Source organism: Bradyrhizobium sp. JR3.5, assembly GCF_054057015.1.
Genome location: NZ_JBSRYV010000001.1, coordinates 784,867 through 804,069 on the forward strand (window position 1 = coordinate 784,867; position 19,203 = coordinate 804,069).

A 19,203-nucleotide genomic window follows, 5' to 3' on the forward strand; every position below is an offset into this window, starting at 1 on the left:
TTCAGCAATAGATGGAGAGAGATCATGGGTGCAGAGCAGAAGGTTGCCATCATCACCGGTGCGTCGCAGGGGATCGGCGAGGCACTCGTCAAGGGCTATCGTAACCGGAACTATCGCGTCGTCGCCAATTCCCGCAGCATAAAGCCGTCGACCGATGCTGATGTGCTCGCGGTCCCGGGCGATATCGGCGATCCCGAGGTAGCCGATCGCATCGTCAAGCAGGCGCTGGCGCGCTTTGGCCGCGTCGACACGCTGGTCAACAATGCCGGCATCTTCGTCGCCAAGCCGTTCACCGACCACACCGATCAGGATTACGCGTCGGTGCTCGCAACCAACCTCAACGGCTTCTTCTACATCACCCGCCGCGTGGCGAAGGAGATGGTGAAGCAGGGGTCGGGGCATATCGTGCAGATCACGACGGGCCTCGTCGACCATGCCAACAGCAACGTGCCTTCGGTGCTGGCCTCGCTGACCAAGGGCGGGCTCAGCGCGGCGACCAAGTCGCTTGCGATCGAATATGCCGCCAAGGGCATCCGCGTAAACGCAGTGGCGCCCGGCGTGATCAAGACGCCGATGCACGCCCCCGAGACCCACGACTTCCTCGCCAAGCTGCATCCGGTCGGCCGCATGGGCGAGATGAAGGACATCGTCGACGCCGTGCTGTTCCTGGAAGGCGCGGGCTTCGTCACCGGCGAGATCCTGCACGTTGACGGCGGCCAGAGCGCCGGTCACTGACGAGCGGGAGCGTGTGATGCCTGTTGTGACCATCCAGGTCACGCGTGAGGGGACGACGCCGGGTGCGTCGTCCACCACGCCGGAGCAGAAGGCGGCGCTGATCAAGGGCGCCAGCGAGTTGCTCCGCGACGTACTCGGCAAGCCGATGGAATCGACCTTCGTCATCATCGAGGAAGTCGATACCGACAATTGGGGCTGGGGCGGACTGCCCGCGCTGGAATATCGCAAGAAGCGCGCCGCCGCTGCGGCGTCGAAATCTTCCCGCTGACGGCCCTTGCCACATCGAACTTGGCGCCTCTCCCGATCGGGAGAGGTGAGCTGTGATCGCTCCGAGCGATTGCTGCGATCGGAACTAATCATTTTTCCCGAACGGCCGGAGGGCCTACTGCGATGTCCATGTCAGCCAATGTCGATCATCACCGGCGCCATCACGCCGAGCCGCAGCGTGATGCCGGCGGGCCGCTGTGGCTGTCCGCCGCCGCGGGACTTTGCGCCTCGCTGGTCGGGCTCGGGCTGGCGCGCTTCGCTTACACGCCGCTGATTCCAGCGCTGATAGCGGCAAAGTGGTTCACGCCGGCGGAAGCGGTCTATCTCGGTGCCGCGAACCTTGCCGGCTATCTCGCCGGCGCGCTGATCGCCCGCGATCTCGGCGCGCGTGTCGGCTCGGTGTGGGCGCTGCGCGGCATGATGGTGCTGGCGGCCGTGACCTGCTTTGCCTGCGCGGTGCCGATCTCCTTCATCTGGTTCTTCGGCTTCCGCTTTCTCGCCGGCATCAGCGGCGGCGTGATCATGGTGCTGGCGGCGACCGCGATCCTGCCGCACACCGCGCCGAGCAAGCGCGGTTTGATCGGCGGCGTGATCTTCGCCGGTGTCGGATTGGGGGTCGCCGCGTCCGGCACGCTGGTGCCGCTTTTGCTGCAGCAGGGCGTCAAGCAGGCCTGGTACGGCCTTGGCGTGCTGTCGGCGGTGCTGACATTGATCAGCTGGAAGGCATGGCCGGCGGAAGTGCCTGCCGCGCATGCTGCGGCCGAGCAGCCTGTTGCTGCGCATAGTGTGCGCTCGCCGCTGGTGATCGCGCTGTGCGTGGAATATGGCCTCAACGCGCTGGCGCTGGTGCCGCATATGGTGTTCCTGGTCGATTATGTCGCCCGTGGCCTCGGGCAGGGGATCGCGGCGGGATCGTATTACTGGGTGCTGTACGGCATCGGCGCCGTGATCGGCCCGCTGCTCACGGGTCATCTCGCCGATCGCGCCGGCTTCGCTGCGGCGCTGCGCGCTGCGTTCCTGATCGAGGCGGTCGCGGTCGCGCTGCCCGCCGTGACGAACTCGCCCGCCGCGCTGATCGTGTCGAGCCTCATCGTCGGCGGCTTCACGCCCGGCATCGTGCCGCTGGTGATCGGCCGCATCCACGAGCTGATCCCGCATTCCGCGGCGAGCCAGCGCTCGGCCTGGGCGCAGGCGACCACGACCTTCGCGCTGTTCCAGGCGGCGGGCGCCTACGGCCTGTCCTACCTGTTCGCGCAGAGCGGCGGCGATTATGCGCTGCTGTTCGTGATCGGCGCGGCGGGCGTCGCTGTCGCGCTGGCGATTGAATTGTTCAGCGTAGTTGCATTGGGACGAAAGCGCGGCTAGCCGCGCGCTTTCGTCAAGACGGCGATGAGGCGGTCGACATCCGCCACGTCGTTGAAGACGTGCGGCGAGATCCGCATCCGGCCGAGCCGCAGCGCGACATGGATGTTCTCGGCGGCGAGCCGCGCGATCAGCTCCTGCGGAATTCCGCCGGCCATGCCGAGGCTCAGGATGTGCGGCGCGCGCAGGCCGCGCGCCAGCAGATTGAGCCCGAGATCGCGCACCCCGTCGGCGATCCGCCCGTTCAGCATCGCGAGCCGCGCGCTGACGGCAGCAGCGCCCCATTCCGCCATCATCTCCATGCCGATCGAGGCCATCTCCAGCGTGATGAAATGATCGCGCTCGCCCATGTCATAACGCCGGGCATTGTCGAGATAGGCGAGGTCGCCGAAATAGACCGGGTTCTCGGAGTTCACATTGCGGCGGCCGGCGGAGGTCTGCTCCAGCGGCACGCCGTTCTGGTGGCGCTTTGCAACGTAGAGGAAGGCGCGGCCGTAGGGGCCGATCAGCCATTTGTAGGTCGGGAAGATCACGGCGTCCGGATCGAGCCGTGTCACATCCAGCGCGACGACACCGGCGCTCTGCGTCGCGTCGATCACGAACATGGCGCCCTGCCGCCGCAGTGCGGCCTGCACCTTGTCGACCTCGATGATGCCGCCGTCGGACCAGTGCACTGACGAGATCGAGGCAAGGCCGACCGGCGGCGCGCCTGAGCGGTCGATCGTTGCAAGCACCGCCGACGTCCAGTCGCCGTCGGCGGGCTGGCGCACGGTGTCGACGACAAAACCCTGCGCCTCGGCGCGGGCGTGCCATTCCAGCACCGGCGAGGAGTGATCGTTCTCCAGCACGATGACGCGGGTACCGCGCGGAATGGTCAGCGCCTTCGCCACCGTAGCTATGCCGTAGCTGATCGCCGGGATCAGTGCGATGTCATTCGCATCGGCATTGATCAGGCGCGCCGCCGCGGCGCGGGCGCGTTCATGCTGGCGGCCGGCGAAACCGGCGTCGATCGTCCAGGGCTGGCCCTTGCGTCCGACCGCGGCGCGACCGGCGTCGAGCGTCTTGAGCGGCAGCGGGCTGTAGGACGCCGAGTTCAGGTAGCAGACGTCGCGTGGGATCTCGAACAGATGGCGCTGGGAGGGAAGCATGTCGTCTCGTGGCTGGGATTGCGGATGATGTCGCGATGCGGATGAGCGCGCGCTCATCCGTCATACTGGTCCGGCCCCATCGCCCACGGCGCTTGGTCGAAGCCGTTGGCGAAGGTGCGGTTGCTCTGCGCCGGATTGCGGTTGATCAGCGGCCGCAGATACATCGGATGGGTGGCACTGCGCACCTCATGCTCGACGGTGAACAGGTGCCGGCCATTGGCGGGATCGACGATGTCGCAGAAGCGGTACTGGTATTGATTGTCCTCGCGGGATACCAGGTTGCGCTCGCGCAGCCGCTTGTAGGGGCCGGAGAAGTCCGTGATGTAGATCTGGACGTGATGGCCGTCGAACTCGCCCTGCGCTTGGTCGGTTTCGCGGAATTGCAGATACTGATCCTTGCCGACCTTGGCGCGCGCGACGACACCGTCGCCGTTCACGACGCTGGCGGGGATGCCCATGATTTCGGGATAGAACCGGCTGATCGCTTCAGCGGTGCCGCGCGGCACGTCGAACTCGACATAGGGCATGCCGAGCGCGATGCGCCCGAACCGCTCGGCGTCCGGTTCAAAGCAGCGCAGCCGGTTGCCCCACGGGCAAATTGCCTCGACGTGATCGTTGTGCTCGCGATAGCTAAACGCGGTGCCTTCGAGCTTGGGCGCGACCGCGGCAAGCCGCTGCAGCAGGGCCTGCCGTCCGGCGATCACGATCGCGGTGTGGCCGCGCAGCACCTGCGGCCGTCCGCTCGGCAGATGAAACTGGCTGCGGCCGGCATTCACCCACATGTTGCTGTCGGAGACCATCAGATAGGGATCGCGGGTCAGCCCGATTCCGGCGATGTAGAACAGCGTGGCGAGGCGCTGGTCCGGCACCTGCACATTGACATGCTCGAGATGGATGGCGTTGCCGAGGTCTTCTGCGGCGCGGTCGAATGGCTGCTGCACGGCGCGGCTCCCTGGATGCGATGCCGTGCATGATAGTGCAACGGCACGGCCGCGATCCAGCTGACGGGCCATGAATGTTTCGCGGGGCTACCCCCCGTAACTCTGCACCAGGCTGCCGGCCACCAGCGCCCAGCCGTCGACCAGCACGAAGAAGATCAGCTTGAACGGCAGCGAGACCACCACCGGCGGCAGCATCATCATGCCCATCGACATCAGGACCGAGGCGACCACGAGGTCGATGATCAGGAACGGCAGGAACAAGAGGAAGCCGATCTCGAAGGCGCGCTTCAGCTCGGAGATCATGAAGGCCGGCACCAGGATGCGTAGCGACATCTCCTCCGGCGTCGCCGGCGGCGGCTCGCCGGAGAGGTCCATGAACAGCTTCAGATCCTTCTCGCGGACGTTCTTCTGCATGAAGCCGCGCAAGGGGACCGAGGCGCGCTGCAGCGCTTCCTCGACGCCGATCTGGTTGGCGACCAGCGGCTTGATGCCGTCGTCATAGGATTTCTGCAGCACCGGCCCCATCACGAAGGCGGTGAGGAACATCGCGAGCGCAATCATCACCGAGTTCGGCGGCGCGGTCGCGGTGCCGAGCGCGGTGCGCAGCAGCGAGAGCACGACCACGATGCGCGTGAACGACGTCATCATGACGAGGATCGACGGCGCGATCGACAGCACCGTGAGCAGCGCGATCAGCTGGATCGCGCGCTCGGTCACGCCGCCATTGCCGCCGCCGAGATTGATGCTGATATCCTGCGCCATCGCCGGATCGGCGAAGGATCCGGCGGCGATCAGGACAGCGATGAAAAAAACTCTACGCGGGACTGCCCCGAACCTCACGAAGGATTCTTCGGTCGGCCGAGCAGCGATGCCATCTCGTCCTCGAGATTCTCGAAGCCGCTCTTCTGTCCGCCAGCGGGCGGGGCAGGCGGCTCGCTACGCGGCGCGCGAACCGGCGGCGCCTCGGGCGCAACCGGCGGCGCGACGGTCTCGCCGGCGCCGGTCGGGCGGCGCAGCGCCGCCTCAAGCCGCTGCGCCATCTCGGCCAAATTTGCATCGGCGTTCGATGCCGGCGGCACCGGCGGAGGCGCCTGGGTTGCGACCGGCGGCGGAGCAGGGGGAGGCGGTGGCGGCGGCGTGACGGCACGCTCGGGCGCCCGCGGCGGGGCCTTCGGCGGCTCCGCAGCGCGCGGCGCACGCGGGATGACGGGTTCGGAGCGCGGCGGCAGCCGCGGCGGCATCGGATCGGGGCGCGGTTCGTTGCGCTCGGCAGTGAAGCCCGCGAGCGGATCGTTGCGACGCTCGGCGATCGGCGGCGGAGGTCGGCGCAACTCGTCGGCAAAGGAGGGTCGCGCCTGGCGCGGCGGCAGCTCCGGCTCGGGAAGTTCGAAATTGTCGGAGCGGGCGGCTTCGCTCTCGTTCCAGGCGGCATCCGGAAGCGGCGCCACGCGCGGCGGCGCGGCATCCGCGGCGACCGCGGGCCGGGTCGACATCTGATCGCGCCCCGGCGTCGCCCGGACGATATTCGGCTCGACGACGATGTCGGTCGGGCCCACCGATCATCAGCAGATGCTCGATGTTGTCGCGGCGGACCAGCACCAGCCGGCGGCGGCCATCGACGGCAGCGGCGTCGATCACCGCCAGCCGGGGCATGCGTCCGCGGTTGGCGTTGGCCCCGAGGCGGTTTCCGGCGAAGCGGCGGACGAGCCATGCGGTGACGCCGATCAGCGCCAGCACGACAACGAATGCCAAGACGAAAGTAATGACCTGCATATTGGAGTCCCCGGCCATGGTGGCCTTCCTCAGCTTCCGCCATCAACGAGCGCGGATTGATAGGTGCGGTTTGCGCAGCGAATCGCGCCCGAGATTCGCCTTATTTCTTAATTCCCAGCGGCTTGCAGCCGACTGTTCTATTAATAAACCAAGAATCGCTTGTCCCAAAACGACTTCTCAGCGCCCCACGCTGTCTTGGTTTGTGCTGGTTAACGCAGCATTCGTGGCGAAAATGCGCTCGCCGGCCGCAGTTGCGGCGTTCTCCACGGCTCCGTCCGACATTTTAACCACCCGTTAACCATACACCGGGCAAATTCTGCCTACCTCGCAAGGCCCAACGGGCGTCCAAGAGGTTAACGGAGCCGCGGCGATGTCCATGAACGATCTGCCGATCCTGTCGGCGTTGCGCAGCAAGATGCAGTGGCACCAGGAACGCCAGCGGGTGCTCGCCGAGAACATCTCCAATTCCGACACGCCGAACTTCCGGCCGCGCGACCTGGTCGAGCCGAAGTTCGACCGGGCCGGCACCACGGTCGGCGGCGGCATGGGGTCGCTGCCGATGATGCAGACCAGCGCCACCCACATGGCAGCGTCCGGCGCACCCGACACGTTCGACAATGATCGCGGCAAGAGCGGGTTCCAGACCCGCCCGGCCGGCAACGCAGTCAATCTTGAGGACCAGATGCTGAAAGTGTCGGCCAACCAGATGGACTACGCGGCCGTCACCTCGCTCTACAGCAAGAGCCTGCATCTGCTGAAGACCGCGATTGGCAAGGGCTAGGCCGCCTGACGGCGGCGGGAGGATCCCATGGCAGATGGAACAAGCGATTTCACCCGCTCGATGAGCATCGCGACCTCAGGCCTGCGCGCGCAGGCGGGGCGGATGCGGGTGATCTCGGAAAATATCGCCAACGCCGATTCGACGGCGCAGACCGCAGGCGGCGATCCCTACCGCCGCAAGGTGCCGACCTTCTCCTCGGCGCTCGATCGTTCGCTCGACGCCCAGGTCGTGACGCTCGGCCGGATCCGCCCCGACCAGTCGTCATTCCGCATCAAGCACGAGCCGGGCAATCCGGCGGCGGACGCCTCCGGCAACGTCAAATATCCGAACGTCAATTCGATGGTCGAAATGACCGACATGCGCGACGCCCAGCGCTCCTACGAGGCGAACCTCAACATCATCAGCGCGACGCGGCGGATGATCCAGCGCACGCTCGACATCCTCAAGTCCTGACGCAACAAGAACAGGGAACGTAAATCATGGCTACACCGACAGTCGCCGCCAACGCCTACGCCAGCCTCGCGAAATTGATGGAGCGCGGCGGTGTCGAGAAGGCCGGGCAGGCCGTCGCCGGCCCGTCCTTCAGCGCGCTGCTGAAGGACTCCGTCGGCAGCGTGCTGGAAGCGGGCAAGAAGTCCGACGCGCAGACCATGGCGATGGCCTCCGGCAAGGCGAATGTGATGGACGTGGTGACGGCGGTCGCCGACACCGACGTTGCGGTGTCGACGCTGGTCTCGGTGCGCGACCGCGTGATCCAGGCCTATGAAGACATCATGAAGATGCCGATCTGACGTCCGTCAGGACGTCATCCCGGGGCGATGCGAAGCAAGATTGCAAAAGCGAGAACACAACAATGACCGGCCCTGAAACTCTCGATGTGGCGCGCGATGCGATCTGGACCATCGTGCTGGTGTCGTCGCCCCTGATGGTGGTCGGCCTCGTGGTCGGCGTCGTGGTGTCGTTGTTCCAGGCGCTGACCCAGATCCAGGAACAGACGCTGGTCTTCGTGCCGAAGATTCTCGCGATCTTCGTCACATTGCTGCTGGCGCTGCCCTTCATGGCGGACGCGCTCTCCAGCCACATGATGCGGATTTCGTCGCGAATCATCGGCGGTTGATGCACTAATGCCGCGGTCATGCGCATCGATGTCTCCCTGCTTCCGGCGCTGGCCGCAATCTTCGTGCTGGTCTTCGCGCGCGTGGGCGCGATGGTGATGCTGCTGCCCGGTTTCGGCGAGAGCAACATCCCGGCACGGGTCAAGCTGTCGATCGCGCTGCTGCTGACGCTGATCATCCTTCCCCTGCATCGCAACGCCTATCATGTCGACCTGACGTCGATCTCCTCGCTCGGCGTCCTGATGGTGCACGAGCTGATCATCGGCATCGTGCTCGGCGCGACCGCGCGGGTGACGCTGTCGGCGCTCAACGTCGCGGGCTCCGTGATTGCGCAGCAGCTCGGGCTCGGCTTCGTCACCGCGGTCGACCCGACCCAGGGGCAGCAGGGCCAGATCGTCGGCAACTTCCTCACCATCCTCGGCCTGACGCTGCTGTTCGCCACCGACAGCCACTATCTCGTCATCGCGGCGCTGAGCGAAAGCTACCGCATCTTCTCTCCGGGCGAGATCATGCCGACCGGCGACGTCGCCGCGCTTGCGACCTCCGCGTTCTCCGCCGCCTTCAAGATCGGCCTGCAGCTGTCGGCGCCGTTCCTGGTGTTCGGCCTCGTCTTCAACATCGGGCTCGGCGTGCTGGCGCGGCTGATGCCGCAGATGCAGGTCTACTTCGTCGGCGTGCCGCTCTCGATCGTGGTCGGCTTCCTGATCTTCGGCGTCGTGCTGGCGGCGATGATGAATACCTATTTCGACTACTTCAACGGCGTCATGCGCCAACTCGCTCCCATGAATTGACCAGGAGAAGAGATGGCCGACGATACCGAAGACAAAACAGAAGACCCTACGCAAAAACGTCTCGATGACGCTCTTGAGAAAGGCGACGTCGTCAAGAGCCAGGAGGTCAACACCTGGTTTATCATCGCCGGCGCCACGCTGGTGCTGTCGACCTTCTCGGGCTCGATCGGCGGTGGCATCTTGATGCCGCTGCGCAATTTGATCGCCAATTCATGGATGATCCGCGCCGACGGTGCTGGCCTGCTGCAACTGACCCAGACGCTTGGCTACGCCGTGGTTGCCGCGATCGGCGTGCCGTTCCTGATGCTGGCGCTGGCGGCGATCGCAGGCAACATGATCCAGCATCAGCTGGTGTGGTCGGGCGAGCAGCTCAAGCCGAAATTCTCCAAGATCTCACCGGCGGCCGGCTTCAAGCGGCTGTTCGGCAAGCAGGCGGTGGCGAACTTCCTGAAAGGCCTGTTCAAGCTGATCGCGCTCGGCGTCGTGATGGTCATGGTGCTGTGGCCCGATCGGCTGCGGATGGAATCGTTCCTGCGGGTTGATCCGGCCGAGCTGCTGCCCGCCATCACCGGCATGACGGTGCACTTGCTGGCGGCGGTGGTCGCCCTCCTCGCCGTAGTGGCGATTGCCGACTACTTCTTCCAGTACCGGACCTGGTACGAGCGTCACAAGATGTCGCTGCAGGAGATGAAGGAGGAGTTCAAGCAGTCGGAGGGCGACCCGCACATCAAGGGCAGGATCAAGCAGTTGCGGGTCCAGCGCGCCAAGAAGCGCATGATGGCCCAGGTTCCGAAGGCCTCGGTGATCATCACCAACCCGACCCACTATTCGGTGGCGCTGGCCTATGACCGCAGCATGTCGGCGCCGATCTGCGTCGCCAAGGGCGTCGACAACCTCGCCTTCAAGATCCGGGAGATCGCCAAGGAGCACAACATTCCCATTGTGGAGAACGTGGCGCTGGCCCGGGCGCTCTATGCGACCGTCGAAATCGACAAGGAAATCCCGGTCGAGCACTACCATGCGGTTGCCGAAATCATCGGCTACGTGATGCGGCTGAGGCGCGGCCTGTCCGGCCTGCGCCAATAAGGGGCGGAAAAACCGCTTGAAATGCGCGTAACTTGCGAAATCGCCGCCTGATGGACTTGCGTTTTCGGGTCCGATTCAGGCACTCAGGGGCGAGGTGGCCGGCCGGTCGCCTTCGTGATGCAGACGAGCCATGTCTCTCCAGATGACCGCCGATAGCAACGATCCTCCCGCGACCGAGCCGTTCGTGGCTCACGGGCCAGCGCGGCGGAGCGGCAGCATCCTGCTGGTGCTCCTGATCGCCACCGGCATCGTCGCGGTGGCCGTCTGGCTCATGACCATCGGCCGGACCCAGGCGCAGCCCTATATCCTGTTTGTGCTGGCGCTGCTCGCCACCGTCGGGCTGTTCAACCTGTTCGCCCTTGCCGCCGGCATCATCCGCTTCTCCGACCGCACGAGCGACGACCCGGTGATGGGGCGGATCGCCGACCACGCCCATGAAGGGCTCGTCGTCACCGATTCCCGCGGCCACGTGGTCTATTCCAACGCCGCCTATCTCACGCTGACCGGCGCGGCCGGTCCGCGGGACGTCCGTCCCGTCGAACGCGTCTTCATCGGCAACCCCGACGTCTCCGAGGCGGTGTTCCGCCTCTTGAAGGCGGCGCGCGAGGGCAAGCGGCAGCAGGAGGAGGTCCGTGTTGCCGGCCACGAGGCCGGGCAAGGTGGTGGACAAGGCCGCTGGCTGCGGCTCAGGGTACGTCCGCTCGGCGAGGGCAAGCGCGACGCGAAATATGCGGTGTGGTCGATTGCCGACGTCACCCGCGACCGCGAGCGCCAGGAAGACGTGTTCCAGGAGCTGCGGCACGCGATCGAATATCTCGATCATGCGCCGTGCGGCTTCTTCTCGGTCAATCCGGCCGGCGAGATCGCCTATATCAACGCCACGCTGGCCAACTGGCTGGACTACGATCTGGCCGAGATCGGCTCGGGCGGCCTGAAGCTGACCGACATCGTCTCGGGCGACGGCGCGGCGCTGCTGACCTCGATCGCGGCGGTGCCCGGCGAGGTCAAGACCGAGGTGTTCGACATCGACCTGCGGATGCGCGGCGGCAAGACCGTGCCGGTGCGGCTCTATCACAAGCTCGCCTTCGGCGCCGACGGCGCGGCGGGCGCCTCGCGCACGCTGGTGATCAGCCGCGCCCGCGACGAGCATTCCGATCCGGAGCGTGCCGCCGAGGTGCGCTTCATGCGCTTCTTCGACCATACGCCGATGGCGATCGCGACCGTCGATCGCGGCGGCAATGTGGTCGGCGCCAATGCGCGCTATGCCAAGCTGGCGCAGGGGCTGAACGGCGACGGCGGCGCGGCCAAGTCGATCTTCCGCGCGGTCAATCCACGCGACCGCGGCCTGCTGATCGCCGCGATCAACCAAGCTGCCGAAGGCCAGGGCGATATCGCGCCGGTCGAGGTGATGCTCGACGGGCCTAAGGAGCGCTCCGCCCAGTTCTTCGTCACCACCGTCGAGAAGGACGAGCGCGACGCCGAGACCGCGATCGTCTATATACTCGAGACCACCGAGCGGCGCGCGCTGGAAAACCAGATCAACCAGTCGCAGAAGATGGAGATGGTCGGCCAGCTCGCCGGTGGCATCGCGCACGACTTCAACAACGTGCTGTCGGCCATCATGATGGCGAACGACTTCCTGCTGAACGCGCACAAGCCGACCGACCCGTCGTTCCAGGACATCATGCAGATCAAGCAGAACGCCACCCGCGCCGCGACGCTGGTGCGGCAGCTGCTTGCATTCTCGCGCCGCCAGACGCTGCGGCCGCAGGTGCTCGATCTCGGCGATGCGCTCTCCGACCTCACCATGCTGCTGCGCCGGCTGATCGGCGAGAAGGTCAAGCTCGACCTCGTGCATGGCCGCGATCTGTGGCCGGTCAAGGTCGACGTCTCGCAATTCGAGCAGGTGGTGGTCAATCTCGCGGTGAACGCGCGCGACGCGATGCCCGACGGCGGCAAGCTGATCATCCGCACCGCCAACGTGCCGACCGAGGAAGCCGCCCAGCTCGCCAACAAAGGCATGCCGGCAGCCGACTACGTGAAGATCGAGATTTCGGACACCGGCACCGGCATTCCGCACGAAATCATCGACAAGATCTTCGAGCCGTTCTTCTCGACCAAGGAAGTCGGCAAGGGCACCGGCCTCGGCCTGTCGACGGTCTACGGCATCGTCAAGCAGACCGGCGGCTTCGTCTATGTCGATTCCGTGCCGGGCGGTGGCACCACGTTCCGGATCTATCTGCCGCGGCATCGCCAGGAGCAGGAGGTCGCACCGGAGGCGCATGCCGGCAACGGCGCGGCGAAGGAAGCCGCCGTCGCGGATGCCGCCAAGCCGAAGCCGGATCTCACCGGGCAGGGCACTATCCTGCTGGTCGAGGACGAGGACGGCCTGCGCTCGCTGAATGCGCGCGGCCTGCGTTCGCGCGGCTACAGCGTGATCGAGGCGGCCAACGGCGTCGAGGCGCTGGAGGCGTTCGAGGAGAACAACGGCAAGGTCGATCTCGTCGTCCTCCGACGTCGTGATGCCGGAGATGGACGGGCCGACGCTGCTGAAGGAAATGCGCAGCCGCAATGCGGAGCTGAAGATCATCTTCGTCTCCGGCTATGCCGAGGACGCCTTCGAGAAGAGCCTGCCGGAGAACCAGCAGTTCGCGTTCCTGCCGAAGCCGTTCACGCTGACGCAGCTGGTTGCCGCGGTGAAGGAAACCATGACGGCGAACTAGGCCCGGGTGACGAGCCACGATACCCCTTCGCTTCCCGCAGGGCAGCGGGCGATGTTGCAGTGCGGTCGCTGTTGAACCTGAGCCCCATCTCGCGCTAGGACGCGCTGTCGCATCCACAAGGACCATAGTGTCACATCGCCGCGACCGAGGGCCGCAGCCGCGGTTCCCGTTTCCCGCTTCACTTTTGACCGGCTCTGCCCATGTTAGGGGCGTTTCCCCATGCCGGGGAATCCTTTGAGGAAACCAACATGAATTTCTCGCAACGCACGCGTGGAATTGTCCGGGCGATCGCCGTCGCGATGGCGCTGGCGCTGCCCGTGATGATGACCGTTTCGGCGGCCGACGCCCGCGTTGGCGGCGGCGGCTCGCGCGGCTCGCGGACATTCTCCGCGCCGCCCTCGACCAGCACCGCGCCGGGCTCGGTTGCGCCGATGAACCGTACCTTCAGCCAGCCTGGTGGCCCGAGCATGGGCTCGCCGGCGGCGGCGAATTCCGGCGGCCTGTTCGGCCGCGGCGGAATGGGTCGCGGCCTGCTCGGCGGCCTGGCCGCGGGCTTCCTTGGCGCCGGCCTGTTCGGCATGCTGTTCGGCGGCGGCTTGTTCTCGGGCCTCGGCGGCCTGTCGTCGATGCTCGGCCTGCTGCTGCAGATCGGTCTGATCGTGCTCGTGGTCCGGCTCGCGATGTCGTGGTGGCAGCGGCGCAATACGCCGGCCGCCGCTTACGCTGGCGGACCCGACGTCGGCCCTGGTCCGCAGGCCAATGCCCGTTCGGGTTTCGGCTTTGGCCTCGGCGGCGGATCGAACGCGCCGGTCGAGATCACACCCGGTGACTACGAGACGTTCGAGCGGTTGCTCGGCGACATCCAGGCCGCGTGGTCGAACGAGGACATCGCGAAGCTGCACACGCTCGCGACGCCGGAAATGGTGTCGTACTTCTCGAAGGATCTCGAGGAGAACAAGGCGCGCAACGTCACCAACAAGACGTCCAACGTGAAGCTCTTGCAAGGCGATCTCGCGGAAGCCTGGCGTGAAGGCGACAGCGAATATGCGACGGTCGCGATGCGGTACTCGCTGGTCGACACCATGCTGGAGCGTGGCACCGGCCGCCAGGTCAGCGGCGGGCAGCCGGAGGAGATCACCGAGGTCTGGACCTTCGTGCGCCAGCGCGGCGGCAATTGGGAGCTTTCGGCGATCCAGCAGACCAACTGATCGATTGCCTGACATGACAATACAAGGCGCCGCGGCATCAACCGCGGCGCTTTCGTTTTGTGCGCTTCATTCGCGTGTCGCTGCGCCGGAATATCTGGACGAGCAGCGGGTTGATGTGAGCGGACCATAACCGACCATCGGGAGGAAGAGATGAAGAACATTGCGCAAATCGCGGTTCCCGCCTGTCTTGCGTTCGTCGTCATGGCCGCGCCGCCGGCAGCGGCGCAGACCGCCGACACCAGCTTCTTCGTGACCAGCAACGGCATCGGCAATGGCGGCAATCTCGGCGGCCTCGCCGGCGCCGACAATCATTGCCAGACCCTGGCGCAGGCCGCGGGCTTCGGTGCGCCGAAGACCTGGCGCGCCTATCTCTCGACCCAGGCGGCCGACGGCCAGGTCGCGGTGAATGCGCGCGATCGCATCGGCAAGGGCCCCTGGAAGAATGTGAAGGGCGTCGTGGTCGCCAAGGACGTCGCCGATCTGCACAGCGCCGGCAACAATCTCTCCAAGCAGACCGCCCTGTCCGAGAAGGGCGAAGTCATCAACGGTGCCGGTGACACGCCGAACCGTCACGACGTGCTGACGGGATCGCAGACAGATGGTACGGCGTTTGCGGCGGGCGAGGACCGCACCTGCAAGAACTGGACAAGCAGCACACAAGGCGCCGCCATGCTCGGGCATTTCGACCGCAGGGGCCTGCGCGATGACGAGCCGTCAAGATCCTGGAACACGTCGCATCCCTCGCGCGGCCCTGACGGCGGCTGCTCGCAAGCTGATCTGAAGAGCACCGGCGGCGACGGTCTGCTGTACTGCTTCGCGGCGAATTGAGGGGATATATTGGCTCGTCATTGCGAGGAGCGATAGCGACGAAGCAATCCATATTTTAGCGCACGGGGCGCGATGGATTGCTTCGCTTCGTTCGCAATGACGAGGCGAGACTAGTGCCTCCCGGCGACCGCGCTCAACTCTTCTTGCGCTTAGCGGCCTTCTTGGCGGTTTTCTTCTTCGCGGTTTTCTTCTTTGCCGCGAAATGGGCCGCGACCTTCTTCGAGGAATGTCCGACCTCGGCCACCGCGGCCTTGAGGCGGGCAGGGGTCACCTTGAACTTCTTCGACCAGTAGCGGACCTCGTAGGGCTCGCTGATCGCGATCCGCGCGCGGTCGGCGGCCATGTGCCGCTGCTCCTTGAAATGGGCTTCCACCTTCTTGGCGGAATGCCCGACCTTCTTGACGGCGGCCTTGAGCTTTGCCGGAGTGACCTTGAACTTCTTGGACCAGTACGCAACTTCGTAGGACTCGCTCAACGCGATCAGAGCGCGATCTTGCGCGCCCCGCTTCTTCTTGTCGTCCGCCATAAGTTGATCCTTCATCGAAGATTCGACGCTGGAACCTTAGCAGTCTCAGCGCAGTTCGGACAGGCGGCCCGTGCGCGGTGGACGATCTGACCGTGGCACGGCTACGATCACCGTGAAGCAAAGCGATGCGGTGAAGTTTGTGGAGGTAAGTGCATGCACTATCAACTTTACTACTGGCCGATGATCCAGGGCCGCGGCGAATATGTCCGCCTCGCGCTCGAGGATGCGGGTGCTGAATATACCGATGTCGCGCGCGGCAAGGGCGGCACCGGTGCCATGATGAGGATCATGGACGCGCACAAGGGTACGCCGCCCTTTGCGCCGCCGTTCCTCAAGGCCGGCCAGCTTGTGATCGGGCAGACCGCCAACATCCTGCTCTATCTCGGCGCGCGCCATGGCCTCGCGCCGAAGGCGGAAGGTGGGAAGCTCTGGGTGCACGAGCTGCAGTTGACGATTGCGGACCTGGTGCTGGAAATCCACGACACCCATCACCCGCTCGGTCCGTCGCTGTATTACGAGGACCAGAAGGCGCCGGCGAAGAAGCGCACGGAAGAGTTCTGGAAATCGCGGGTGCCGAAATATCTCGGCTATTTCGAGGATCTTGTGCGGGCCAATGGCGGCGGCTTCGTCACCGGACGCCGGCTGACCTACGCCGATCTGTCGTTGTTCCAGATCGTGGAAGGCCTGCGCTACGCGTTTCCGAAGCGGATGGCCGCGTTCGAGAAGAAGGTGCCGCGCCTGATCGCGCTGCGCGATCGCGTCGCCGAGCGGCCGAACATCAAGGCGTATCTCGCAAGCGCGCGGCGGATTCCGTTCAACGAGGAGGGGATTTTCCGGCGCTACAAGGCGCTGGATCTGTGATCGCTTGTGCGCAGTCCTGCTGCTCTCGTCATGGCCGGGCAGAGGCGCGAAGCGCGTCTTCGCGCTAGATGACCCGGCCATCTACGTCTTTGTCTCCAGATGGTAGATGCCCGGGTCAAGCCCGGGCATGACGGATGTGGGCGGTGAGTTCTATCGATTCCGCCCGTCCACCGGCGTCATCTTGATCTTCGACAGATCGATGCCGTCGATGCAGCTGACATTGAGCGCGACGATGTCGGTGCCGTCCGGTTTCTTGCCGCGCGCGAACACGTCGACGCCGCAATCGACGCAGAGCTGGTGGCGGATCGCGTGGCGGTTGAACAGATATTCCTTCAGGTTCTCGGCGCCGGCGCGGAGCTGGAAGCTCGATGGCGGCATGAACACGAAGTGCAGGCCCTTCTTGGTGCAGATCGAGCAGTTGCAAGCGGTCACCATCGCCATGTCGGTGGTGCATTCGAAGCGCACCTGGCCGCAATGGCAGCCGCCGGTGTAGGTCTTGCTCTCTGCCATGATGGTCCCTCACCACAGTCCAGGCACGAGGCGATAGCGCACCCGTGCCGCATAGTCGGCATAGCCTGACAATCCCGCCACCAGCGTGCGCTCCTCGATCCCGGTGCGGATCGCGAACATCACGAAGAACACCGGCACGAAGGCAAGGCCCCACCAGGAGCCGAGCGTCAGCGGCACGCCGATGAAGAACAGCATCACGCTCGTATACATCGGATGGCGCACCAGCGCGTAGGGCCCGGTCGAGATCACGTGATGGTCGCGCTCGGTTTGCACCTTCACGACCGGCGCGGCGAACGAATTGGTGCGGAATACCCACAGGATGAGCACGGTCGAGATCAGATACAGCACAAGGCCGAGTACGATCAGCAGCACGCCGGCATTGGCGCCGCCAAAGCGGCGATCGAGGCCCATCGCGACGAACCACATTACGGCAACGACCAGGAACACGAGCATGAAGCGCTTGTCCTCGGCGGGCTGGCCTTCGCGCGCGGTGAGCCGCATGCGCTCGGCCAGCAGGCCGGGATCGACCTTGGCAAGCCACAGCCCGCAGGCCGGGCCGATCAGCGCCGAGGCGATCAGATAGGCCCATGCGCCGGGCCAGTGCAGCGTGCCGGAGAAGGCAAACAGCAGCGCGGCCATGGCAATGACGAAGAAGGTGTTCTGCAGGAGGAGCTTTGCGATCATGGGCGGGCTCCGTGATTCCAGCCGCGATTATCGCACCCTTTTTCCGGCAAACATGCGACCGCAGTCATCAACTTTCGGAGCAGGCGAAGCTGTTCCTTCGGCGTCCTTGCATCGTCTCTGCATTGACAGTCATATAAGCAATTGCTTATATATTGACATGACCGCCGCCATGCAGCTGACCAATGTGCTCAAGACCCTCGCGGACCCGACGCGGCGGGCGGTGTTCGAGCGGATCATCCGGGAAGGGGAGATCGCCGCGACCGGGCTGGTGCAGGGCTCCAAGGTGTCGCAGCCGGCGGTGTCGCAGCATCTGCGCGCGCTGCGCGATGCCGGCCTCGTCGCCGAGCGGCGCGAGGGCCGGCACATCCGTTATCGCGTCGCGCCGAAGGGGCTCAGCCCGCTGATCGACTGGCTCGGCCATTACGAGACGTTCTGGGCCGAGCGCTTCGCAAATCTGGAACGGTTGTTGAAGGAGAGTGAGTGATGGGTGAGACGCACGCGATCACGGTCGAGAAGGTGCTGCCTTATGCCGCCGACAAGATCTGGCGGACGCTGACCACGAGCGACTTGCTGATGAAATGGCTGATGCCGAACGATTTTCAGCCGAGCGTCGGACACCGCTTCAATTTCCGCACGCGGCCGATCGGCGACTGGGACGGTGTCGTGCATTGCGAGGTGCTGGACTGCGATCCGCCGCGCCTGCTGCGCTATTCCTGGAAGGGGGGCGCCGACACCAATCCGGAATTCGGCTCGAAGCTCGACTCGGTCGTCATCTGGACGCTGACGCCCGTCGAGGGCGGCACGCAGGTCCGCATGGTGCATGACGGCTTCGTCTTCCCCGGCAACCGCTACGCCTTCGACATGATGAGCCCGGGCTGGGGCAAGATCGTCGATGCGATCGGACGGGTCGCCGCGGAAGCCTGACGGATCACTCGTTCTTTCCGCGCCGGACCGTGATCGAGGCGTCGGTCCGGTTGCGCGTGCATTCGAGGTTGAGGCGGCGATAGCGCATCGTGATGGTGTTGCCGCGCAGGATGCCCATGCGCTTCAGGCAGCGCGAGGTGCCGGTGGCGGCGTCGTCCTTCGGCACGGTGAAGACCAGCGCGGTGGCGGAGCCGACCAGGTTGAAGAACTCGGGCTTCAGCTTGCGATCGGTCTTGGCAAAGAGCTCGATCGAATAGTCCTTGCCGCGGCAGCCGAGCGACAATTCCTTCGCCGCCGGATGTGTGAGGTAGGTGATGTTGGCGGCGCTGAAGTTGACCTTCAGCCCGTCGATCTGGCCGGCGAGCTGCTTGGCAATGTCCTCGCAGGGATCGGCATGCGCAGGCGCTGCGGCGAAGGCTGTCGCCAGCGCGATCAGCGCGGCCGGCATGAAGGAGCGGATGCTCAAGGCAAAGCGTCGGCGCAACGGTGCTGTCACGAAATACCCCCGCGGTATGAAAATACGCGAAGTTACATGCAGGCTCCCGCGCAGCGCGTCAATACGGCCGATCCGTCAGGATGCGCACTTGCCGTCCTGCGCCTTGGAGGCTCCCGCGGCGCGGCGCTCGCAATCATTGCCATAGGTCTTGCCGTCGCAGCCGCACACCGGCTTGAAGATCTTGTTGCAGATCGTCGGCCGGAATGCGCAGGTGCCGGTCTGGTCGAAGCGGCCACATTGTCCCGGCTTGAACTGGCAGAACTGACCGACACGGCTGCATTGAACGCCGGCAAGGCCGCCGCATGGCTTGCCGAGGCGGGCCGCATCGACGCCGGTCGGGACCGCGATCAACAAGGCCAGCGCCGCGAACCAGATCAAAAGCGCTGTCTTCATGATGGTCTCCTGATCGCTTCCTTGGCCGTTTCGCGGATTGCTGAAGCGTTG

22 protein-coding genes and 2 pseudogenes are annotated in these 19,203 nt (G+C 65.3%); 15 read left to right on the forward strand and 9 right to left on the reverse strand.

What is annotated here, in order from left to right:
- Positions 1 to 24: 24 nt before the first annotated feature.
- The 3 genes from ACVWW1_RS03810 (at position 25) to ACVWW1_RS03820 (ending at position 2,367) form a co-directional block, all read left to right on the forward strand.
- Positions 25 to 735 carry an SDR family NAD(P)-dependent oxidoreductase gene (locus ACVWW1_RS03810; RefSeq protein WP_456654910.1) on the forward strand — a complete coding sequence of 237 codons (711 nt, stop codon included), beginning with the start codon at positions 25 to 27 and terminating at the stop codon, positions 733 to 735.
- 16 nt (positions 736 to 751) lie between these two features.
- A complete protein-coding gene (locus ACVWW1_RS03815; protein WP_176530245.1) occupies positions 752 to 1,003 on the forward strand; it encodes a tautomerase family protein in 252 nt (83 codons plus the stop codon).
- Between the two features lie 122 nt (positions 1,004 to 1,125).
- Positions 1,126 to 2,367 carry a YbfB/YjiJ family MFS transporter gene (locus ACVWW1_RS03820; RefSeq protein WP_456654911.1) on the forward strand — a complete coding sequence of 414 codons (1,242 nt, stop codon included), beginning with the start codon at positions 1,126 to 1,128 and terminating at the stop codon, positions 2,365 to 2,367.
- Here the strand turns inward: ACVWW1_RS03820 and ACVWW1_RS03825 are convergent.
- From ACVWW1_RS03825 to ACVWW1_RS03840, 4 genes and pseudogenes are all read right to left on the reverse strand, one after another.
- On the reverse strand, positions 2,364 to 3,512 hold the full coding sequence (locus ACVWW1_RS03825; RefSeq protein ID WP_456654912.1) for an aminotransferase class V-fold PLP-dependent enzyme: 1,149 nt from the start codon (positions 3,510 to 3,512) through the stop codon (positions 2,364 to 2,366). The genes ACVWW1_RS03820 and ACVWW1_RS03825 overlap by 4 nt on opposite strands.
- Before the next feature lie 53 nt (positions 3,513 to 3,565).
- Positions 3,566 to 4,453 (reverse strand): hypothetical protein, encoded by an 888-nt coding sequence (locus ACVWW1_RS03830; protein WP_456654913.1) that lies wholly within the window; start codon positions 4,451 to 4,453, stop codon positions 3,566 to 3,568.
- An 87-nt stretch (positions 4,454 to 4,540) separates the two neighbouring features.
- A complete protein-coding gene (gene fliP, locus ACVWW1_RS03835; protein ID WP_050631029.1) occupies positions 4,541 to 5,293 on the reverse strand; it encodes a flagellar type III secretion system pore protein FliP in 753 nt (250 codons plus the stop codon).
- Positions 5,290 to 6,226 (reverse strand): annotated as a pseudogene (locus ACVWW1_RS03840) (flagellar biosynthetic protein FliO). The gene fliP and the pseudogene ACVWW1_RS03840 overlap by 4 nt, the downstream one beginning before the upstream one ends.
- 370 nt (positions 6,227 to 6,596) lie before the next feature.
- On the opposite strand from ACVWW1_RS03840, the gene flgB reads away from it, so the two are divergent.
- From flgB to ACVWW1_RS03885, 9 genes and pseudogenes are all read left to right on the forward strand, one after another.
- A complete protein-coding gene (gene flgB / locus ACVWW1_RS03845) occupies positions 6,597 to 7,007 on the forward strand; it encodes a flagellar basal body rod protein FlgB (protein WP_456654914.1) in 411 nt (136 codons plus the stop codon).
- Positions 7,008 to 7,034: 27 nt separating this feature from the next.
- A complete protein-coding gene (gene flgC / locus ACVWW1_RS03850; protein WP_097675999.1) occupies positions 7,035 to 7,460 on the forward strand; it encodes a flagellar basal body rod protein FlgC in 426 nt (141 codons plus the stop codon).
- 26 nt (positions 7,461 to 7,486) lie between these two features.
- The gene (fliE, locus tag ACVWW1_RS03855; RefSeq protein WP_173637542.1) at positions 7,487 to 7,798 is read left to right on the forward strand and encodes a flagellar hook-basal body complex protein FliE; all 312 of its coding nucleotides are present in this window, start codon (positions 7,487 to 7,489) and stop codon (positions 7,796 to 7,798) included.
- A 62-nt stretch (positions 7,799 to 7,860) separates the two neighbouring features.
- Complete coding sequence (gene fliQ / locus ACVWW1_RS03860) at positions 7,861 to 8,124, forward strand: flagellar biosynthesis protein FliQ (protein WP_050401183.1); 264 nt, start codon at positions 7,861 to 7,863, stop codon at positions 8,122 to 8,124.
- Between the two features lie 18 nt (positions 8,125 to 8,142).
- A complete protein-coding gene (gene fliR / locus ACVWW1_RS03865) occupies positions 8,143 to 8,913 on the forward strand; it encodes a flagellar biosynthetic protein FliR (RefSeq protein ID WP_092115392.1) in 771 nt (256 codons plus the stop codon).
- A 12-nt stretch (positions 8,914 to 8,925) separates the two neighbouring features.
- A complete protein-coding gene (gene flhB, locus ACVWW1_RS03870; protein ID WP_456654915.1) occupies positions 8,926 to 9,999 on the forward strand; it encodes a flagellar biosynthesis protein FlhB in 1,074 nt (357 codons plus the stop codon).
- Between the two features lie 142 nt (positions 10,000 to 10,141).
- Positions 10,142 to 12,722: pseudogene (gene cckA / locus ACVWW1_RS03875) on the forward strand (cell cycle histidine kinase CckA).
- A 248-nt stretch (positions 12,723 to 12,970) separates the two neighbouring features.
- Positions 12,971 to 13,930: a Tim44 domain-containing protein gene (locus ACVWW1_RS03880; RefSeq protein ID WP_456654916.1), complete on the forward strand. Its 960-nt coding sequence runs from the start codon at positions 12,971 to 12,973 to the stop codon at positions 13,928 to 13,930.
- Between the two features lie 201 nt (positions 13,931 to 14,131).
- Positions 14,132 to 14,758, forward strand: a complete 627-nt coding sequence (locus ACVWW1_RS03885; protein ID WP_456656612.1) for a lectin — start codon at positions 14,132 to 14,134, stop codon at positions 14,756 to 14,758.
- A gap of 133 nt (positions 14,759 to 14,891) precedes the next feature.
- On the opposite strand, the gene ACVWW1_RS03890 is transcribed toward ACVWW1_RS03885, so the two are convergent.
- Positions 14,892 to 15,284: a DUF3606 domain-containing protein gene (locus ACVWW1_RS03890; protein WP_456656613.1), complete on the reverse strand. Its 393-nt coding sequence runs from the start codon at positions 15,282 to 15,284 to the stop codon at positions 14,892 to 14,894.
- A gap of 153 nt (positions 15,285 to 15,437) precedes the next feature.
- Here ACVWW1_RS03890 and ACVWW1_RS03895 point away from each other — a divergent pair, with 153 nt between their 5' ends.
- Positions 15,438 to 16,145 carry a glutathione S-transferase gene (locus tag ACVWW1_RS03895; protein WP_456654917.1) on the forward strand — a complete coding sequence of 236 codons (708 nt, stop codon included), beginning with the start codon at positions 15,438 to 15,440 and terminating at the stop codon, positions 16,143 to 16,145.
- Between the two features lie 150 nt (positions 16,146 to 16,295).
- Here the strand turns inward: ACVWW1_RS03895 and ACVWW1_RS03900 are convergent, their stop codons facing one another.
- Both ACVWW1_RS03900 and ACVWW1_RS03905 read right to left on the reverse strand, forming a co-directional pair.
- Complete coding sequence (locus tag ACVWW1_RS03900; protein ID WP_456654918.1) at positions 16,296 to 16,655, reverse strand: GFA family protein; 360 nt, start codon at positions 16,653 to 16,655, stop codon at positions 16,296 to 16,298.
- Between the two features lie 9 nt (positions 16,656 to 16,664).
- Positions 16,665 to 17,339, reverse strand: a complete 675-nt coding sequence (locus tag ACVWW1_RS03905) for a methyltransferase family protein (protein WP_456654919.1) — start codon at positions 17,337 to 17,339, stop codon at positions 16,665 to 16,667.
- Positions 17,340 to 17,496: 157 nt separating this feature from the next.
- Here ACVWW1_RS03905 and ACVWW1_RS03910 point away from each other — a divergent pair, with 157 nt between their 5' ends.
- Together ACVWW1_RS03910 and ACVWW1_RS03915 are read left to right on the forward strand one after the other, a co-directional pair.
- Entirely contained in the window at positions 17,497 to 17,823 is a 327-nt protein-coding gene (locus ACVWW1_RS03910; protein WP_456654920.1) for an ArsR/SmtB family transcription factor, read from the forward strand.
- The gene (locus ACVWW1_RS03915; RefSeq protein ID WP_456654921.1) at positions 17,823 to 18,263 is read left to right on the forward strand and encodes an SRPBCC family protein; all 441 of its coding nucleotides are present in this window, start codon (positions 17,823 to 17,825) and stop codon (positions 18,261 to 18,263) included. Before ACVWW1_RS03910 ends, ACVWW1_RS03915 begins: the two co-directional genes overlap by 1 nt.
- Positions 18,264 to 18,267: 4 nt before the next feature.
- Here the strand turns inward: ACVWW1_RS03915 and ACVWW1_RS03920 are convergent, their stop codons facing one another.
- Positions 18,268 to 18,711: a hypothetical protein gene (locus ACVWW1_RS03920; RefSeq protein WP_456656614.1), complete on the reverse strand. Its 444-nt coding sequence runs from the start codon at positions 18,709 to 18,711 to the stop codon at positions 18,268 to 18,270.
- A gap of 123 nt (positions 18,712 to 18,834) precedes the next feature.
- The gene (locus tag ACVWW1_RS03925; protein ID WP_176530261.1) at positions 18,835 to 19,152 is read right to left on the reverse strand and encodes a Kazal-type serine protease inhibitor family protein; all 318 of its coding nucleotides are present in this window, start codon (positions 19,150 to 19,152) and stop codon (positions 18,835 to 18,837) included.
- Positions 19,153 to 19,203: the final 51 nt, after the last annotated feature.

What these genes read in the sequence shown, in the direction of transcription:
- ACVWW1_RS03905 (WP_456654919.1), bottom strand. Translation starts at nt 17,339, where the DNA reads ATGATCGCAAAGCTCCTCCTGCAGAACACCTTCTTCGTCATTGCCATG.
- ACVWW1_RS03920 (WP_456656614.1), bottom strand. Translation starts at nt 18,711, where the DNA reads ATGCCGGCCGCGCTGATCGCGCTGGCGACAGCCTTCGCCGCAGCGCCT.
- ACVWW1_RS03815 (WP_176530245.1), top strand. Translation starts at nt 752, where the DNA reads ATGCCTGTTGTGACCATCCAGGTCACGCGTGAGGGGACGACGCCGGGT.
- ACVWW1_RS03915 (WP_456654921.1), top strand. Translation starts at nt 17,823, where the DNA reads ATGGGTGAGACGCACGCGATCACGGTCGAGAAGGTGCTGCCTTATGCC.
- ACVWW1_RS03925 (WP_176530261.1), bottom strand. Translation starts at nt 19,152, where the DNA reads ATGAAGACAGCGCTTTTGATCTGGTTCGCGGCGCTGGCCTTGTTGATC.
- fliE (WP_173637542.1), top strand. Translation starts at nt 7,487, where the DNA reads ATGGCTACACCGACAGTCGCCGCCAACGCCTACGCCAGCCTCGCGAAA.
- ACVWW1_RS03910 (WP_456654920.1), top strand. Translation starts at nt 17,497, where the DNA reads ATGACCGCCGCCATGCAGCTGACCAATGTGCTCAAGACCCTCGCGGAC.
- fliQ (WP_050401183.1), top strand. Translation starts at nt 7,861, where the DNA reads ATGACCGGCCCTGAAACTCTCGATGTGGCGCGCGATGCGATCTGGACC.
- ACVWW1_RS03900 (WP_456654918.1), bottom strand. Translation starts at nt 16,655, where the DNA reads ATGGCAGAGAGCAAGACCTACACCGGCGGCTGCCATTGCGGCCAGGTG.
- ACVWW1_RS03810 (WP_456654910.1), top strand. Translation starts at nt 25, where the DNA reads ATGGGTGCAGAGCAGAAGGTTGCCATCATCACCGGTGCGTCGCAGGGG.
- flgB (WP_456654914.1), top strand. Translation starts at nt 6,597, where the DNA reads ATGTCCATGAACGATCTGCCGATCCTGTCGGCGTTGCGCAGCAAGATG.
- ACVWW1_RS03885 (WP_456656612.1), top strand. Translation starts at nt 14,132, where the DNA reads ATGGCCGCGCCGCCGGCAGCGGCGCAGACCGCCGACACCAGCTTCTTC.
- ACVWW1_RS03825 (WP_456654912.1), bottom strand. Translation starts at nt 3,512, where the DNA reads ATGCTTCCCTCCCAGCGCCATCTGTTCGAGATCCCACGCGACGTCTGC.
- flhB (WP_456654915.1), top strand. Translation starts at nt 8,926, where the DNA reads ATGGCCGACGATACCGAAGACAAAACAGAAGACCCTACGCAAAAACGT.
- fliR (WP_092115392.1), top strand. Translation starts at nt 8,143, where the DNA reads ATGCGCATCGATGTCTCCCTGCTTCCGGCGCTGGCCGCAATCTTCGTG.
- ACVWW1_RS03895 (WP_456654917.1), top strand. Translation starts at nt 15,438, where the DNA reads ATGCACTATCAACTTTACTACTGGCCGATGATCCAGGGCCGCGGCGAA.
- ACVWW1_RS03890 (WP_456656613.1), bottom strand. Translation starts at nt 15,284, where the DNA reads ATGGCGGACGACAAGAAGAAGCGGGGCGCGCAAGATCGCGCTCTGATC.
- flgC (WP_097675999.1), top strand. Translation starts at nt 7,035, where the DNA reads ATGGCAGATGGAACAAGCGATTTCACCCGCTCGATGAGCATCGCGACC.
- ACVWW1_RS03820 (WP_456654911.1), top strand. Translation starts at nt 1,126, where the DNA reads ATGTCCATGTCAGCCAATGTCGATCATCACCGGCGCCATCACGCCGAG.
- ACVWW1_RS03880 (WP_456654916.1), top strand. Translation starts at nt 12,971, where the DNA reads ATGAATTTCTCGCAACGCACGCGTGGAATTGTCCGGGCGATCGCCGTC.